This is a genomic window from Pseudomonas phytophila (genome assembly GCF_025643095.1).
Lineage (GTDB): Bacteria > Pseudomonadota > Gammaproteobacteria > Pseudomonadales > Pseudomonadaceae > Aquipseudomonas > Aquipseudomonas quasicaspiana.
The window spans coordinates 1,849,894-1,866,211 of sequence record NZ_CP081201.1; the positions used below are offsets into that span (position 1 = coordinate 1,849,894).

Consider the following 16,318-nt stretch of genomic DNA (forward strand, 5'->3'; position numbering starts at 1 on the left):
TTTTTGATCTGTCCTGAATTAGCTTCCATCATCTTTTTTGCACAGCAGCCTATCTATGTCTCCTTTCAAAGGCCAAACGGGCCTGAAACGTATCCTGAATGCCGCCGGTTATTCGTTCGATGGCCTGTCTGCCGCTTTCAAGGGTGAAGCTGCATTCCGGCAACTGGTGCTTCTCAATGTGGTCCTTGTGCCGCTGGCATTAATAGTCGACGTCAGCAAAGGCGAGCGGGCACTGTTGATCGCGGTCTGTCTGCTGGCGTTGATCGTTGAGCTGCTCAATTCGGCGGTCGAAGCAGCCATCGACCGCATCTCGCTGGACTTGCATCCGCTTTCGAAAAATGCCAAGGACATGGGCAGTGCGGCCCAGATGGTCTCGCTGACCATGATCGCCGCAGTCTGGTTGTTGATTCTGTTCGGTTAAGTCACCGGGTACATGCTCGGCAGCACGATTTCGTCACTGCGTTGCACCCCTTCGGTCAATGACCGACACAGGTCGAGAAACTCACGCATGGCAGAGGTTTGATACTTCTGCTTGTGCCAGATGAAGTAAAACTCTCTGGACAGGTCCAGCTCCGGTGTTTCCACCGCCACCAGACTGCCGCGCCGAATTGCATCCCTGAGCGCCAGTCGGGAAATGCAGCCAATACCCAGACCCGATTCCACGGCACGTTTGATGGCTTCGGTGTGTTCAAGCTCCAGACGCACATTCAGTGCATTACGATGATGACGCATCGCCTGATCAAACGTCAGGCGTGTGCCTGAACCTTGCTCGCGCAGAATCCACGCTTCTCCAGTCAACTCTTCCAGGCTGGCGTGCCCGCGTTTGGCCAGCGGATGCTGAGGCGCGCAGAACACCACCAGTTCGTCTTCGACCCAGCGCTGCACCTCAATGTCAGGATGAGTGCAATCACCCTCGATCAGACCGAGGTCAATTTCGTAGTGGGCAACTTGCTGCACGATGTGCGCGGTGTTCTGCACATGCAGTTTGACCTGGCTTTCCGGGTGACGCTGCATAAAGCTGCCGATCAACAGCGTCGCCAGATAGTTGCCAATGGTCAGGGTGGCGCCCACCGCCAGTGAGCCGAAGCCGGACTTGCCATTGAGCAGGTCTTCGATCTCTTTTGCCTGGTCCAGCAGGGCAACCGCCTTGGGGAGCAACTGCCGTCCGGTGGCATTCAGGCTAAGACGTTTGCCGGCACGATCAAACAGCTGGCAACTGGACTGGCGCTCCAGTTCGGTGATGGAGGTACTGGCCGCCGATTGCGATAGCGACAGAAGGATCGCCGCACGGGAAACGCTTTCCTGCTGGGCGACGGCTACAAAAACCTGAAGTTGACGTAAAGTAAATCGCATATCTATATAACCGATTACCCATATCTTAATAATTCATTTAACAGATATTGTGCTTCCCACTAGAATACTGCGCAATAGCGTTCCTCCCCGGCGCAAGCGAATTTCAGGAGTTTTCACGTCAATGAGCAACATGAACCACGAGCGTGTTCTAAGCGTCCACCACTGGAACGACACACTCTTCAGTTTCAAGTGCACCCGCGATCCAGGTCTGCGTTTCGAGAACGGTCAGTTCGTCATGATTGGTCTGCAGCAGCCAAACGGTCGCCCGCTCATGCGCGCCTATTCCATCGCCAGCCCGAACTGGGAAGAGCATCTCGAATTTTTCAGCATCAAAGTGCCTGACGGTCCCCTGACTTCGCAGCTGCAACACTTGAAGGAAGGCGACGAGATCATCATCAGCAAAAAGCCTACAGGCACGCTGGTACTCGACGACCTCAAGCCGGGCAAGCATCTTTACCTGCTCAGCACCGGTACCGGTCTGGCGCCGTTCATGAGCGTCATTCAGGACCCTGAAACCTACGAGCGCTTCGAGAAAGTCATTCTGTGTCATGGCGTGCGTTACGTGAACGAAGTCGCTTACCGCGAATTCATCACCGAACACCTGCCACAGAACGAGTTCTTCGGCGAAGCACTGCGCGACAAGCTGATCTACTACCCAACTGTTACGCGCGAGCCGTTCGAGAACGAAGGTCGTTTGACTGACCTGATGCGTAGCGGCAAGTTGTTCAGCGACATCGGGCTGCCACCGATCAACCCTCAGGACGACCGCGCCATGTTGTGCGGTAGCCCAAGCATGCTCGATGAAACCAGCGAAGTGCTCAACAGCTTCGGTCTGACGGTTTCTCCGCGTATGCGTGAGCCGGGCGATTATCTGATCGAGCGTGCATTCGTCGAGAAGTAAGCGCTGAAATTACGGGGTGGAATGTGTTCGCACATTCCGCTGATGTGACAAGAAAACCGCCTGGGGGTCACGGACCGGGCGGTTTTTTTGTGGGCGCAGATAAATGGCCTGATCAGGCGTTCGCCAGCACCACTTCGAGCACCTTGATGACACCAGGCTCGGGATAGTGCCAGCGTACGTCCAGATCCCAGAACTGCGCACCGTAGCGGCGTTCCGGAGTCGGTGTCTGATAGGCGGGGCGAGGATCCTGCGCCAGGCATTGCTCGATCAACTCGATCAGAGGCTCATCGAGACGCGAGCCGTGCTCGTGAGCCTGCTTCAAGGCTGACGCTTCCCAATCCACTGGAATGAGTTCAGGGGCGGCGTTCGCGATAGCGTTGGTGGCACTCGGCACGTTGTCGGCGTAAGGCACGTAGGGCTTGATGTCCAATACTGGCGTGCCGTCCAGCAGGTCGATGCCCGACAAATACAGACGTCCGGCTTCGACTTTGTCCAGTTTTACCACCGACTGGCCGATGCCATTTGGACGATGGGTAGCGCGGGTCGCGAATACGCCCATCGACTGATTACCGCCCAGTCTCGGGGGACGTACTTTCAGGCGAGGCTTTTCTTCCAGTGCCAGATGAAAGAGGAACAGCAACCAGACATGGCTGACCTGCTCCAGACCTTGCACCGCATCCCCCTGATCGAACGGCGCGACCAGTTCCAGCACGCCGCGGGCCGCTGGCGCCAGTTGTGGCTGGCGCGGAATGGCGAACTTCTCCTTGAAGCAGGAGCGGACGAAGCCGATGGGGGAGACGGTGTAGGAGTCAGGCATAAGATGTGTCTGAATTGAAGTTTGACCGTGGGAGCGAATTTATTCGCGAAAGGGCCGGTACATCCAATACATCTCGATGGTACTGAAGGCCTTATTCGCGAATGAATTCGCTCCCACAGGTTTTCTACGCGGCAGTAGAAAATGGATCAGCCGCGAACCCGCAGGGTCAGGCCCTTGAGGAAGTTGCGCAGCAACTGGTCGCCACACGTACGGTAGTTGCTGTGACCGAATTTGCGGAACAGAGCGCTCAGTTCAGGCTTGGATACCGGAAATTCCACTGACTTGAGAATGGCGTGCATGTCTTCTTCTTTAAGCTCGAAGGCAACGCGCAGTTTCTTCAGCACGGTGTTGTTGGTGACGGGCAGTTCGACTGGCTGAGGCGGACGGCTCTCGTCCTTGCCGCGCTTGAAGATCACCAGACCATCCAGGAAGTGCGCCATGATTTCATCGCTGCAATTCAGATAGCCTTCTTCCTCTTCCTTTTTGGTGAAAGCGATGACATCAGCCTTGGAAATTTCCATTCCGCCAAGCTTTGTGATGTCGACAATCTTGCCGTCGCTGATATCAAGCATGTAGCGCACGCTGCGCAATACGTCGTTGTTCATCATGATGCGTAAATCCTGATAAGGCTGGGGTCACGTTGCATGAGCGGGTCATGCAGCATTGAACTGAATTTAGAACTTCTCTTTGGAAGTCATGTAGCGCCATTGGCCTTCGGGAAGCTTGCCCATGGACACGCCGCCAATGCGGATACGGCGGACTGAAACGATCTTCAGGCCCACGGCCTCACACATCTGGGCGATTACGCCAGGCTGAGGGTTTTTCATCGCGAAACGCAGGCGGTTCTCGCTCTGCCAGCTGGCTTTGACCTTGGGCAGTTCTGTGCCCTTGTAAGTCATGCCGTGATTGAGACGGTTGAGGCCGTGGGCGACCATCTCGCCGGAGATTTCCACCACGTACTCTTGCTCGATCTTGCTGCGGTCATCGGTGAGTTTGCGCAGGATTTTCCAGTCCTGGCTGAACACCATCAGGCCGCTGGCATTGGCCTGCAGGGTCGAGATGGGTTCAAGACGCAGAAAGTGCCCTTTGAGCGGACGTTTACCAAAGCTGTGTTCTTCCGAGAGGGTGGCAGGGGTAATCAGTGCCAGCGCATCGGCTTCGCTGAGGGCGGCCGGTTTGTGGAAAATGATGGTCACCGGCTCGGGCGCATCGGCCTTGGCTTCGCGATCAAGGACGACGGTTTCGGTATCAACCTTGTACTGCGGTTCATCGATGACTTTACCGTCCACGGTGACCCAGCCGCCTTCGATATACAGCTCAGCCTCCCGGCGGGAGCAGCCGGTGAGTTCGATCAGGCGTTTGGAGAGGCGGATGGGTTCTGACATGAAAAAAAGCCGTTACGTGGGAGAAAGGCCGACATTGTACCCGTGCGCGCAAGGTTAATCGCGGCAACATTGCAAATGGTGTGTAATCGGGTCGCTGCCCTCGCCGTCGAGGCAGCTCCTGCAAGAGGGGGCCTGGTATCAAAGCCGCTGCTCCAGCCTCATCCGCAACATCGGATACGGCTGTCCAAGCCCGTCCACTTCCGTACGGTTGATCACTTCGAAGCCCTGCTTGAGGTAAAAGCCCAATGCCTGTGGGTTTTGTTCGTTGACGTCCAGCTCGCGGATCCTGAAGTGTTTGATGCTGTAATCCAGTAGCTGTTTGCCTAGCCCTTGGCCGCGATGGTCGGCCTCAATGAACAGCATCTCCAGCTTGCCGATGCTGACGCCAGCAAAGCCCGTGATGTTCAGGTGCGAATCCCGGGTGCAGAACAGCGTCACGGTATCCAGATAGCGGGTCAGTAACAGCTCTCTAAGCTGCACGATGTAAGCTTCTGGCAAAAAGTCATGGCTCGCGCGGACGGCGCTTTCCCAGACCTGGATCAGTTGCGGATAGTCATTTTTATCCGCGCTGGAAATCGCCGGATGTTGCATGGGGTTTGGCTCCATTGAAGATCGCTTTGTGTTCCTGACACGTCGCTGTCTCTCATCAAAAAACTACAAGTTTCTGATATGGAATGCTTTTCTGTAGGAGCTCACGAGCACCGCGAGGCAGCGATGGCGGTCTGTCTGATACACCGCTATCGCGGCCTCGCGGTGCTCGTGCGCTCAGGTTCAATATTTGGTTTGAGACAGCGCGGTGTCTGGGATACGGGGCGATCTTCTACAAAAAATGCATTTCACTTAAAGGATTACATCTGTTCGACAAGAAGCAGTGCACACGGACTAGCTTAGCCCCTTCGAAGGCAAAAAAAGCCCCGCCGTTTGAAGGGCAGGGCTGTTTTGTTGCATCAGCTCAACGGAGGGTCAGAGCGTCTCGGCCCAAAGGTCGTATTCGTCTGCGTCGGTAACGCGGCACATTACTTTGTCGCCTGGCTTGAGGGTGCTGTTTTCATCCAGAGCGATGAATACGTTGCCGTCAATTTCCGGTGCGTCGAAGAAGCAGCGGCCTACGGCGCCTTGTTCGTCAACTTCGTCAATCAGCACTTCGATTTCCCGGCCGATTTTCATTTGCAGGCGAGCTGCGCTGATGGCCTGTTGGTGCGCCATGAAGCGGTCCCAGCGATCCTGTTTGACGTCGTCCGGCACAATGGCCGCGTCCAGCAGGTTGGCCGGCGCGCCCTCAACCGGCGAGTACTGGAAGCAACCGACGCGATCCAGTTGCGCTTCGGTCAGCCAGTCCAGCAGGTATTGGAAGTCTTCTTCGGTTTCGCCGGGGAAGCCAACGATGAAGGTGGAGCGGATGATCAGGTCCGGGCACTGTTCGCGCCAGTTCTTGATGCGGGCCAGGGTCTTGTCTTCGAAAGCCGGGCGCTTCATCAGCTTAAGGACTTTCGGGCTGGCGTGCTGGAAGGGGATATCCAGATACGGCAGGATTTTCCCGGCTGCCATCAGTGGAATCAGCTCGTCAACGTGCGGATACGGATAAACGTAGTGCAGACGGACCCAGACGCCCATGGTGCTGAGGGCCTGGCACAGCTCGGTCATGCGTGTCTTGACCGGAGCGCCATTCCAGAAGCCGGTGCGGTACTTGATGTCGACACCGTAGGCACTGGTGTCCTGAGAGATCACCAGCAGTTCTTTCACGCCGGATTTGACCAGACGCTGTGCTTCGTCGAGCACATCGCCCACCGGGCGGCTGACCAGCTTGCCGCGCATCGACGGGATAATGCAGAAGCTGCAACTGTGATTGCAGCCTTCGGAAATTTTCAGGTATGCGTAATGGCGCGGGGTCAGCTTGACGCCTTGTGGCGGCACCAGATCGATCAGCGGGTTGTGATTGAGGTTGGGTGGCGCGGCATCATGCACTGCGTTGACCACTTGCTCATACTGCTGCGGGCCGGTTACGGACAGTACGCTTGGATGCACGTCACGGATCACGCTTTCATCAACACCCATGCAACCGGTGACGATGACCTTGCCGTTTTCTTTGATGGCGTCGCCAATCACTTCCAGCGATTCAGCCTTGGCCGCGTCGATGAAGCCGCAGGTGTTGACCACAACAACATCGGCGTCCTGATAAGTCGGCACGACTTCGTAGCCTTCCATGCGCAGTTGGGTGAGGATGCGCTCGGAGTCAACCAAAGCTTTTGGGCAACCCAGACTGACGAACCCGACCTTGGGAGCGGATGGCGTGGTGACGGTGGACATTGACTAACCTCGGCGGAGATGTGGGCTTCGGCATTTAGCCGAGGCAACAGCTGGGCGCTGGTATCCCGTACAGGATTCGTGCGCCTCTGATCAAAAAGTGCGCAATTCTAGCGATCAGCCCTGCGATTGACCAGTGTTATGCAGAGAATTACGACGAGTGCTGCGCTATGCTTCGCGTCGTTACGAAATATGTCTGGTTTTTGCGTAGCCACCAGCACGCAATCTGTATGGGTGAGTCTGAGCACTGTCGTGTGCTTTTGCGGTTCAAACCCAGGTTTCAGGAGTGGTAAATGAGTCAAGCAAACAGTCAGGCTGGAACCGGACATCCAGTGTCAAAACCCTTCGCGCTGTTGATCGCCGCGGTTGGTGTGGTTTACGGCGATATCGGCACCAGCCCGCTGTACACCTTGAAAGAGGTGTTTCAGGGCGGTTATGGCGTAGACGTCACCCATGACGCCGTACTCGGCATTCTGTCGCTGATCTTCTGGTCACTGATCTGGGTCGTTTCCTTCAAGTACATGGCGTTCATCCTGCGTGCTGATAACCAGGGCGAGGGCGGCATCATGGCGCTTACCGCCCTGGCGCGTCGGGCCACCATCAAGTATCCGAAACTGCAAATGACCATGGTCGTTTTCGGTCTGTTCGGTGCCGCGCTGTTTTACGGGGATAGCATGATTACCCCGGCGATCTCGGTGCTGTCGGCCATGGAAGGGCTGGAGCTGGCCTTTGATGGTATCGATCACTGGGTAGTGCCGATGGCGCTGGTGGTGCTGGTTGCGCTGTTTTTGATTCAGCGTCATGGCACTGCGCGTATCGGCGTTTTGTTCGGGCCGGTGATGGTCACCTGGTTTGTCGTGCTTGGGCTGTTGGGGATCAATGGCATTGCGCATCAGCCGGAAGTGCTGCATGCCATGAACCCGGTGTGGGCCGTGCGCTTCTTTATCGTTCATCCAGGCATCGGCGTCGCAATCCTCGGTGCAGTGGTGTTGGCGCTGACCGGTGCCGAAGCGCTGTACGCCGACATGGGCCATTTTGGTCGCAAGCCGATTGCTCGTGCCTGGTTTGCGCTGGTGCTTCCCGCGCTGGTGCTCAACTATTTCGGTCAGGGCGCGCTGGTTCTGGAAAATCCCGAAGCGGCACGTAACCCTTTCTATCTGTTGGCACCCGGTTGGGCTTTGCTGCCGCTGATCGGGCTGTCGACGCTGGCGACGGTAATCGCCTCACAAGCGGTGATTTCCGGCGCGTTCTCCATGACCTTGCAGGCGATCCAGCTTGGCTACATCCCGCGCATGCACATTCAGCATACGTCCAGTGACGCCCAGGGCCAGATTTATATTGGCGCGGTGAACTGGTCGTTGATGGTCGGTGTGATTCTGCTGGTATTGGGGTTCGAGTCTTCTGGCGCGCTGGCCTCGGCCTATGGCGTTGCGGTAACCGGGACCATGTTCTGCACCACCATTCTGGTGTCGTCGGTCATGCTGCTGCTCTGGAAGTGGCCTGCAGTTCTGGCGGTGCCGCTGTTGTTGGCGCTGCTTCTGGTGGACAGTCTGTTCTTCGCTGCCAACGTGCCTAAAGTCATTCAGGGTGGCGCGTTCCCGGTCATTGCCGGGGTGGTGTTGTTTATCCTGATGACCACCTGGAAGCGCGGTAAGCAACTGCTGGTGGAGCGTATCGATGAGGGCGGGCTGCCGCTGCCGATTTTCATCAGCAGTATCCGTGTTCAGCCGCCGCACCGGGTTCAGGGCACAGCGGTGTTCCTGACTGCTCGCAGTGATGCCGTTCCGCATGCGCTGTTGCACAACATGCTGCACAACCAGGTGCTGCACGAGCAGGTGGTGTTGCTGACGGTGGTCTATGAGGACACGCCTCGTGTGCCAGCGCATCAGCGTTTTGAAGTTGAGGCTTATGGCGAAGGCTTCTATCGAGTGATCCTGCATTTTGGCTTTATTGATGAGCCGGATGTGCCCGCTGCACTGGCCCTGTGTCACTTGGAAGAGCTGGATTTCAGCCCAATGCGCACGACTTATTTCCTGAGTCGCGAAACGGTGATCCCTTCGAAGATTGTAGGAATGGCCCGATGGCGTGAGGCGCTGTTTGCCTTCATGTTAAAGAACGCCAACGGAAATCTGCGCTTCTTCAAGTTGCCTTTCAACCGGGTTATCGAGCTGGGGACGCAGGTTGAAATGTAGGGCGCGGTAAGCAAAGGGCAAGATTGCGTTGCAGTTGTAGGAGCGCGCTTGCCCGCGATGACGTTGTAGCTATCAAGACAGGCATTAGCCAAAACAAAAAATCCCCGCAGCCTCACAGCTGACGGGGATTTTTTTGTGTTGCCTTAAAGCGACTTACTGCGCTGTGGTCTTGCCCTGACGCTTGTTGATGAAAGCAATCAAACGCTTGGCCAGAACCGGGTAGTTTTCGTCGAAGTGGTGACCCCCAGGCAGTTGGAGTTTCTCGCCAACAGCCGTGGTATCAGTACAGCCACTTTCCTTGATCTCTTCCACGCCATACACGCACAGCACTTTATCGCCCGGCAATTTCGCCATTTCCGGACCCGTTTGCAGATCCTTGCCTGCCGCACCTAGCCAGCCATCGACGCGAATCTCGAAACTGCCAGTGCGTGCGAAAGCCAGCAGAATCATGCCGTCGACTCGGTCCTGATCTTCTTGCGCCAGACGGTTATAAACCGCTGGCAGTACATCTGCGCCGAACGAGTAACCCGCCAGAATAAAACGCTTGGCACCCCATTTCTGACGGTAGTGCTGCATCAGCTCGGTCAGGTCAGCTGCGGTCTGCTCAGGGGACTTGTGTTCCCAGTAATAACGCAGCACGTCGATACCAACCACTGGATAGCCCATGCCGGCCATATCCCCGGCAACAACCTTGTCCAGATCACGCCAGCCACCGTCACCGGACAGGAACAGCGTTACGGTATCCGAGGGTTGAGCAGCAGGCACTTCCACCACAGGGATACCCAGACCGCCGCCTTTATCGTCTTCGCCGACCAGCTTGCGGCGCAGCTCGCTGTTGAGGACTTGTGGCAGCTTGATGTCGTAATCGCTGATGCTGGTATCGGCGTTGGCCTGATCGCGCACGAACGCTGCAGGCTCATCGTCCGGTGCATCGTTCCATGCCACCATCCAGTGACCGTGTGGCGCGGTTTTGGGCAGCGGCACGTCACAGATCACCGGTGGGGTCTCGTCGGGCTCAAGTGCCTTGACCGGCTGAGAAGGTACTTCCAGATAGAAGCCTACTGAAATGGCCTCCGCCTTGTCGTTGTTCTGCCCGGCGAGCCAGCGCCATGCGAGCGTTGCGCCTGGGCCGATACCGGCCACAACGGTCGGCGCTTCGTCGAGTTTGCCAAGCGCCTCGTTGAAGGTCTTCTGCTGCAATGTGCAGTCTGCTTTGGGCAGTACGACCTGAATGATTCGGGCAGAGGCATCCTGGCTCAGCGCCTGCAGTTGTTTGTCCGACAGCAAGTCGTCTGCGGTGACTGCCAGTGCGACACGAACCTTGGCTCGGGTGCCCGGTGTGACAGTGGTCAGGGCCGAGCCGTCGGTCAATGTTGAACGGTCCAGTGTTGCCGGTGGGGCGGGGCGGCTCCACAGCCATACCCCGAGAATCAGAACCACAACAAACAGCAGTGCTGCGAGCAAAATGCGCCGGTAGCGTTGAATCATCAGCGTTTCACCAATCCAGTCAGGCCGCCCGCAATCAGGGCAGCGGTGTCAGCCAGTGCCACCAGCGGATCGAGTCCGGCGGGCACGGCCATATAGCGAGGTTCCCAGTCAGGCTGGAATTTGTCTTTGAAGCGACGCAGACCCTGGAAGTTGTAGAGCTGCTCGCCGCGACGGAACACCATCGAACCCAGGCGCTGGGTCAGAGGCGCGCCACGGCGCGGTTGCAAGCCCGACAGCGGCACCATGCCCAGGCTGAAGCGTTCGTAGCCGTGTTCTTTGTAATACAGAATCAGCCCGACCATCATGAACTCCATGGTCAGCTTCGGTGCATCAGGGTGAGCGCGCATCAGGTCCAGGCTGGCAAGGTCACGACGCGAAGTCTCCAGCAGGTTGGCGAACGCCACCGGCTTGCCTTCGAAGTGGATGATAGCGATACGGAAATGCTTGAGGTACTCAGGGCTGAAACGACCCAGCGAGAAGCCTTTTTCACGGACATTCTTGCCGGTAAGCCAGGCGTCGGAGATGATTTTCAGCTCCTCCAGCGGTGCCTGACCTGCTTCATAGATCTCCAGTGACAAACCGTCACGTCCACCCCGATTCCAGGTGTAGCGCAGGTCTTTCATTTCCTTGCCCTTGGCTTCGATATCAAAGCGCAGCAAGTTGACGCGTGCCTCTTCACCCAGCTTGATCGCGGTCAGGCCGATGTCCATATAGAACGGCAGATTTTCTGCGCGCACTTGATAGAACACTGGCCGGGCGTGGTGCACATCACACAGGTCACGGAATTGCCAGATCAGCTCGGCGCGCTGTTGGGTTGGGCCGATCGGATCATAGAGGGCCACCAGGCTGCGGCCCCGATGGGCGTACATCAGAAATGCATTGCCTTGTGGGTGCAGCAGGACAGCCTTGTCACCGGTCAGCACCAGCCCGCCGTCAGGCTGTGACGACGCATTGACGATCTCGGCGGCCTTGGCCAGCTCCGAAGCGTCTGGCAGCTTGATGACCGGGCGCGCAGTGCGCAGTAACCAGGTCAGGGAAATAATGATCAACAAGACGGCGCTGCCCAATGCAGAGCGCAAGCCGCGGGGGGCATCCGCGTCCAGCGTGAACTGCCACCACAACTGATGGCTGTAGGGCACGTCCTGATAGGCGAACAGCAGCAGCCAGAATGAAGCGCCCAACACGCACAGGGTCGCTACCAGATACAGCGGCGAGAAGGGCAGCTCCAGCAGACGGCTCGGGCGGTAGAAAGAGCGACGGAAGATAGCCAGCAGCGCTGCGGTCAGGATCAGCAGTGTGGCTTCTTCATAATCGAAGCCTTTGAGCATCGACAGTGCTGCACCTGCCAGTAGCAGGATGACCGTCAGCATCCATGCGGCCGAGAGGCGACGGCGCAGCCCTTGAGCCAGCAGCAGGCACAGGACGCCAATCAGGCTGGCGCCAAAGTGCGAAAGGTTGATCAGCCGATGAGGGATAAGGAATCCCAGGTCTTCCAGGCGCGTATCGATTTCCGGGGTCGCGCCAGAGAACAGCAGTACGACGCCTGAGAGGAACACCAGCAGCGCCAGAATCGGTGCCGCCAGACCCGAAGCGACGCGCATCGCCTGTTTGGTTGGCAGCAACCGCTGACCTTCAGTAAACAGCAGCACCAGACACGCCAGTAACAGTGGCAGGACGACGTAAATCATCCGATACAGCAGCAACGCAGCAGCCAGCGGGGCGGCGCCAAGCTCGTTGGCAAAGGCGGCGAGCAGGATGGCCTCGAAAACTCCCACGCCACCGGGTACATGGCTAAGCACGCCAGCGGCGAGGGCCAGCAGATACACCAGTACAAATGCACCGAAGGGAGGGGATTGTGGCAGCAGGAGGTAGAGAACAGTCGCAGCGGCCGCAACGTCCAGTGCCGTAATCACCAGTTGCATCAGCGTCAGGCGTACGCCGGGAAGGCGCAGAGTGCGGCGTCCGGCACGCACCAGCAGGGTATGCGGGATGGTCTGCTCGGGCAGTCGGCGGCGATAAATTGCAATGGCCAGCACAGCGGTCAGCACGAGTACGCCAATAGCGATGCCTGCCAGCACGTTTACCGGGGTGTGCAGCGCCAGCGATGCTCCGGACAGATTGCTCAGGGTTGCCAGTGCTGCCAGCGGTGGCAGGGCGCATCCTAGAGAAAGGCTGGCAAACAGCGTCATACGGGCTACTTCGACCGCGCCAATACCTTTGCGGGAGTACAGTCGATAGCGCACCGAACCGCCCGACAGCATCGACAGGCCTACGGCGTTACCAATGGCGAAGGCTGTGAAGCCGCCCATGGCGAGGGTTTTGTTGGGTAGATCAACCCCGGCGTAACGACTGGCAGACCATTCATAGCCCAGCAGAATAATGAAGCCGATCACCGTGGCCAGCAGGGCACCTGCCAGAGACGCGGCAGGCACACTCAGCAATGAATCCTGCAATGCATAGAGATCAAGCTCGCTCAACATGTGTCGGCAAGCAATCAAGGCCACGGCAAATAGCAGCAACGTAACGCCCAGGCCTATGGGCTGGCGATATTTACTCAACAACTCCAGCCATTGGAGGCGGGCAGGTTGGATGGGTTGATTCGCCGTAACTGCTTCGTTCGGTTCTGACGGGTTGGCGCGCATCAATCACTCCTTGGATCGTGCGCGACAGAATGGAGGTATACAGCCAAGTTACCAATCCCTACGCAAAAAATATTTCGAGATGTTAGCGCGTCATCGTCTAACGAGCGAATGGAGCCTGTTTGTTCATGGAGCTGTTCAGCAACAGTTCAGCTATTAAACAGCTATCGGCAGAGGGCTGCAAAACTGTCGGGTTTTGTAATGTTACGTTACAACGAGAGGGTGTGTTGCGGGGAGGGGAAGGGAAAATTGCTTTCCAGCCAACGGGTTGCCCTGTTTTTAGGCGCGCACAAAAAAGGCCACTCTTTCGAGTAGCCTTTTTTGATGTTTGGTTGCGGGAGCCGGATTTGAACCGACGACCTTCGGGTTATGAGCCCGACGAGCTACCAGACTGCTCCATCCCGCGTCTGTGTGGCGGCATTCTACAGCCGAACGACGAGGTGTCAACCTTTAATGTGGAAAGTCGGCAAATAAGTTTGAATTGAGTGGTTGGAGATTTAAGTGCCGGACGGGTAAAGATTTTTGCTCGTCACGTTCCATGAGGTTACAGCCTTTCGGATTGACCTTTTTCTGTAGGCACTCACGGCACCGCGAGGCACTGATGGCGGTTTTTCAGACAAATGCTCGTAAGCTCATGCAGTTGTTTTCGGACCGTCCTCAAACGACACGCACAAAAAAGGCCACTCTTTCGAGTAGCCTTTTTTGATGTTTGGTTGCGGGAGCCGGATTTGAACCGACGACCTTCGGGTTATGAGCCCGACGAGCTACCAGACTGCTCCATCCCGCGTCTGTGTGGCGGCATTCTACAGAGGAACGCCGGGCTGTCAATGACTAATTTTCGGAAATTTCTTTTCCTTCAATCGCTTAGCACCGTTTATTGACCGTTCGGACAAGCTGTAGGCCCCGCTGTGCGGGCCTGTCATGCAATGTTGGGGAGTCGAATAGTGACGCAGATACATCAAATTTTCTCGGGCGAGCGCATCATGAGATGTCACATGTCGATACGAGTGAGATACTGACCTGCCACGCCTCCCGCATAATGCCTACATGACGCAGCGAAAAATCATCCATGTTGACTGTGATTGCTTCTATGCAGCCATCGAAATGCGTGATGACCCTCGACTGGCGGACAAGCCGCTTGCAGTGGGTGGTTCTGCGGACAGACGAGGAGTCATTGCGACCTGCAATTACGAAGCCCGCGCTTATGGTGTGCGCTCGGCCATGTCGTCGCGGCACGCGTTGAAGCTTTGCCCTGACCTCACCATCGTCAAGCCGAGAATGGATGCTTATAAAGAAGCATCCAAAGAAATCCAGACCATCTTCCGTGACTACACCGACCTCATTGAGCCTTTGTCGCTGGATGAGGCGTACCTCGATGTGTCCGACGCCAGTCATTTTTCCGGCAGTGCGACGCGTATTGCGCAGGACATTAGGCGCCGCGTCTCTAAACAGCTGCATATCACTGTGTCGGCCGGTGTTGCACCTAACAAGTTTCTGGCCAAGATTGCCAGCGACTGGAAGAAGCCCAACGGCTTGTTTGTGATTACCCCGGATCAGGTCGAAGATTTTGTTGCGCAATTACCCGTCAACAAGCTGCACGGTGTCGGCAAGGTGACTGCCGACAAGTTGGGAAAGCTGGGGATTGTCAGTTGTACTGATCTGCGCGACTGGAAAAAGCTGGCGCTGGTGCGAGAGTTTGGTTCGTTCGGCGAGCGTTTGTGGGGGCTGGCTCGCGGTATAGATGAGCGTCCCGTCCAGAATGACAGCAGGCGTCAGTCCGTGAGCGTGGAAAATACCTACGACACTGATCTTCCGGATCTGGTCAGTTGCCTGAAAAAGCTCCCTGAGCTGCTCGAAACCTTGAACGGGCGAATAGAGCGGATGGAGGGGCAATACCGGCCTGGCAAACCGTTCGTGAAGGTGAAGTTTCACGATTTCACCCAGACGACACTTGAGCAGGCAGGGATTGGTCGGGATCTGGACAGCTTCGAGCATCTGCTCACGCAGGCATTTGCCAGGGGCGGCAAGCCGGTCCGTTTGCTGGGGATTGGTGTGCGTCTGCATGACTTGCGAAAAGCACATGAGCAGTTGGAGCTGTTTGCGCGCTGACCGCGCCTTATCGCGAAGCAAACAGGTTACTTACTCTTAGGCGCTGCCGAAGGCTGCGAAGGCGGTATGTCAGGATAAATGCTTCGCAGCCTTCGGCAGCTCCTACAGAAAAACAGAGCGTTTCAGGTCACTTTTCCGCGCCGGGATCTGCTACCAGTCGGCCCGCATCCTTGGCCAGCGATTTCAGGAAATCGCGCTGCAACTGCGGATCGTCCCGTGTCATTTCGATCAGGCTTTGTTCGAGGTCGCTGGCTTCTTCTTCAAGTCCCAGATCAGAAAGGCGCTTGACCCGGTAAACCCACTGGCTAACTTCGTCATCTTCCAGATCGTCGTAAATCAGGCCATGAGCTTCGATCAATTTGCCGCGCAGGCTACGACTGACCACCAGGTCTGCATTGGCGTGGGTGTTGTCCTGATCATCTTCGACGCTCAAATACAGGCGGGTGACATGACTCAAATCCTGTTCAGCAAACGGGCTGTCCAGCAGGCTCAGGCGCAGTACGCCATTGCGATCGGTCATCAGTTCATGCGTCTGGGATCCAGCCTTGACCGTTACCGGGCGTTCACTCCACGGCAGTGTCGTGTTTTCGATTCTCTTGTCCTGCTGTACTTCGTTAATACCTGCCAGGTTTTGCTGAGCGCGCCCGTGGGAAGGTGCATTCATGAAAGGGTTGAGCCCGGCGACACCGTAGTTGATCCAGTCTTTGGTCACGCTGTCCGGTAGGCGGCCCAGAGCGAAGACATTGACCACGTTGGCACCGACGCCCGCGACAACGGCCACTGCACCGAGGGGAATCTCGTAGATTTCCCGCCAGGGCTGATAGGGCGTGTACCGGTCGTAAAGACGAGTTACTTCAAATTCGGTGACCTCAAAGGTCCGTTGCTCGTGGATGCGCACACGTCGTTGCGGCAACTCAAGGGTTTTGGGCTCGCCGAGGTCGATCTGGACGCTGTGCGAGAGCAATTTGCGCTCGATGCGTTCTTCGTGCTCGCTGCGTTGCGACAGTTGATTGGCGCAACCGCTGACCAGGGTGGCGCAAAACAGCACGCAGCCCAGGCTGAAAGGGGATCGCTTGAACATGAGATCTCTTGCGAATTAAGGCGCGTCGTTGCTGAAACGATAGCGCCCA

General features: G+C 56.9%; 13 protein-coding genes and 2 tRNA genes. 4 read left to right on the forward strand and 11 right to left on the reverse strand.

What is annotated here, in order from left to right; translation table 11 throughout:
• Positions 1–55: 55 nt before the first annotated feature.
• Positions 56–421, forward strand: coding sequence for a diacylglycerol kinase (locus tag K3169_RS08235; RefSeq protein WP_099270068.1), 366 nt, complete (start codon positions 56–58; stop codon positions 419–421).
• Here K3169_RS08235 and K3169_RS08240 read toward each other — a convergent pair.
• Positions 418–1,353 carry a LysR family transcriptional regulator gene (locus K3169_RS08240; protein WP_099270069.1) on the reverse strand — a complete coding sequence of 312 codons (936 nt, stop codon included), beginning with the start codon at positions 1,351–1,353 and terminating at the stop codon, positions 418–420. The genes K3169_RS08235 and K3169_RS08240 overlap by 4 nt on opposite strands.
• Before the next feature lie 121 nt (positions 1,354–1,474).
• Here K3169_RS08240 and fpr point away from each other — a divergent pair, with 121 nt between their 5' ends.
• On the forward strand, positions 1,475–2,254 hold the full coding sequence (gene fpr, locus K3169_RS08245; RefSeq protein ID WP_002554680.1) for a ferredoxin-NADP reductase: 780 nt from the start codon (positions 1,475–1,477) through the stop codon (positions 2,252–2,254).
• A gap of 112 nt (positions 2,255–2,366) precedes the next feature.
• On the opposite strand, the gene tsaA is transcribed toward fpr, so the two are convergent.
• The 5 genes from tsaA to rimO form a co-directional block, all read right to left on the reverse strand.
• A complete protein-coding gene (tsaA, locus tag K3169_RS08250) occupies positions 2,367–3,071 on the reverse strand; it encodes a tRNA (N6-threonylcarbamoyladenosine(37)-N6)-methyltransferase TrmO (RefSeq protein WP_231665650.1) in 705 nt (234 codons plus the stop codon).
• Between the two features lie 146 nt (positions 3,072–3,217).
• Complete coding sequence (locus K3169_RS08255; protein ID WP_231665651.1) at positions 3,218–3,679, reverse strand: DUF1456 family protein; 462 nt, start codon at positions 3,677–3,679, stop codon at positions 3,218–3,220.
• A gap of 66 nt (positions 3,680–3,745) precedes the next feature.
• Positions 3,746–4,456 (reverse strand): rRNA pseudouridine synthase, encoded by a 711-nt coding sequence (locus tag K3169_RS08260; protein ID WP_027901803.1) that lies wholly within the window; start codon positions 4,454–4,456, stop codon positions 3,746–3,748.
• A 138-nt stretch (positions 4,457–4,594) separates the two neighbouring features.
• Complete coding sequence (locus K3169_RS08265; RefSeq protein WP_231675595.1) at positions 4,595–5,047, reverse strand: GNAT family N-acetyltransferase; 453 nt, start codon at positions 5,045–5,047, stop codon at positions 4,595–4,597.
• Positions 5,048–5,419: 372 nt separating this feature from the next.
• Positions 5,420–6,763, reverse strand: coding sequence for a 30S ribosomal protein S12 methylthiotransferase RimO (gene rimO, locus K3169_RS08270; protein ID WP_027898609.1), 1,344 nt, complete (start codon positions 6,761–6,763; stop codon positions 5,420–5,422).
• 290 nt (positions 6,764–7,053) lie between these two features.
• Between rimO and K3169_RS08275 the strand changes: the two genes are divergently transcribed.
• Positions 7,054–8,952, forward strand: a complete 1,899-nt coding sequence (locus K3169_RS08275; protein WP_231675594.1) for a potassium transporter Kup — start codon at positions 7,054–7,056, stop codon at positions 8,950–8,952.
• A gap of 153 nt (positions 8,953–9,105) precedes the next feature.
• On the opposite strand, the gene K3169_RS08280 is transcribed toward K3169_RS08275, so the two are convergent.
• From K3169_RS08280 to K3169_RS08295, 4 genes are all read right to left on the reverse strand, one after another.
• Positions 9,106–10,440, reverse strand: a complete 1,335-nt coding sequence (locus tag K3169_RS08280) for a virulence factor family protein (protein WP_263270983.1) — start codon at positions 10,438–10,440, stop codon at positions 9,106–9,108.
• Positions 10,440–13,082 carry a bifunctional lysylphosphatidylglycerol flippase/synthetase MprF gene (gene mprF / locus K3169_RS08285; protein WP_099269065.1) on the reverse strand — a complete coding sequence of 881 codons (2,643 nt, stop codon included), beginning with the start codon at positions 13,080–13,082 and terminating at the stop codon, positions 10,440–10,442. The genes K3169_RS08280 and mprF overlap by 1 nt, the downstream gene beginning before the upstream one ends.
• Positions 13,083–13,408: 326 nt before the next feature.
• Positions 13,409–13,485, reverse strand: a tRNA-Met gene (locus tag K3169_RS08290).
• A 304-nt stretch (positions 13,486–13,789) separates the two neighbouring features.
• Positions 13,790–13,866 (reverse strand) — tRNA-Met (locus K3169_RS08295).
• Positions 13,867–14,126: 260 nt separating this feature from the next.
• On the opposite strand from K3169_RS08295, the gene dinB reads away from it, so the two are divergent.
• A complete protein-coding gene (gene dinB, locus K3169_RS08300) occupies positions 14,127–15,188 on the forward strand; it encodes a DNA polymerase IV (protein WP_122397205.1) in 1,062 nt (353 codons plus the stop codon).
• Positions 15,189–15,315: 127 nt separating this feature from the next.
• Here the strand turns inward: dinB and K3169_RS08305 are convergent, their stop codons facing one another.
• Complete coding sequence (locus tag K3169_RS08305) at positions 15,316–16,269, reverse strand: hypothetical protein (RefSeq protein WP_231675593.1); 954 nt, start codon at positions 16,267–16,269, stop codon at positions 15,316–15,318.
• Positions 16,270–16,318: the final 49 nt, after the last annotated feature.

Coding starts and splice junctions, on each gene's coding strand:
- K3169_RS08305 (WP_231675593.1), bottom strand. CDS start 16,269: ATGTTCAAGCGATCCCCTTTCAGCCTGGGCTGCGTGCTGTTTTGCGCC.
- fpr (WP_002554680.1), top strand. CDS start 1,475: ATGAGCAACATGAACCACGAGCGTGTTCTAAGCGTCCACCACTGGAAC.
- rimO (WP_027898609.1), bottom strand. CDS start 6,763: ATGTCCACCGTCACCACGCCATCCGCTCCCAAGGTCGGGTTCGTCAGT.
- K3169_RS08255 (WP_231665651.1), bottom strand. CDS start 3,679: ATGATGAACAACGACGTATTGCGCAGCGTGCGCTACATGCTTGATATC.
- K3169_RS08280 (WP_263270983.1), bottom strand. CDS start 10,440: ATGATTCAACGCTACCGGCGCATTTTGCTCGCAGCACTGCTGTTTGTT.
- mprF (WP_099269065.1), bottom strand. CDS start 13,082: ATGCGCGCCAACCCGTCAGAACCGAACGAAGCAGTTACGGCGAATCAA.
- K3169_RS08240 (WP_099270069.1), bottom strand. CDS start 1,353: ATGCGATTTACTTTACGTCAACTTCAGGTTTTTGTAGCCGTCGCCCAG.
- K3169_RS08265 (WP_231675595.1), bottom strand. CDS start 5,047: ATGCAACATCCGGCGATTTCCAGCGCGGATAAAAATGACTATCCGCAA.
- dinB (WP_122397205.1), top strand. CDS start 14,127: ATGACGCAGCGAAAAATCATCCATGTTGACTGTGATTGCTTCTATGCA.
- K3169_RS08260 (WP_027901803.1), bottom strand. CDS start 4,456: ATGTCAGAACCCATCCGCCTCTCCAAACGCCTGATCGAACTCACCGGC.
- K3169_RS08275 (WP_231675594.1), top strand. CDS start 7,054: ATGAGTCAAGCAAACAGTCAGGCTGGAACCGGACATCCAGTGTCAAAA.
- tsaA (WP_231665650.1), bottom strand. CDS start 3,071: ATGCCTGACTCCTACACCGTCTCCCCCATCGGCTTCGTCCGCTCCTGC.
- K3169_RS08235 (WP_099270068.1), top strand. CDS start 56: ATGTCTCCTTTCAAAGGCCAAACGGGCCTGAAACGTATCCTGAATGCC.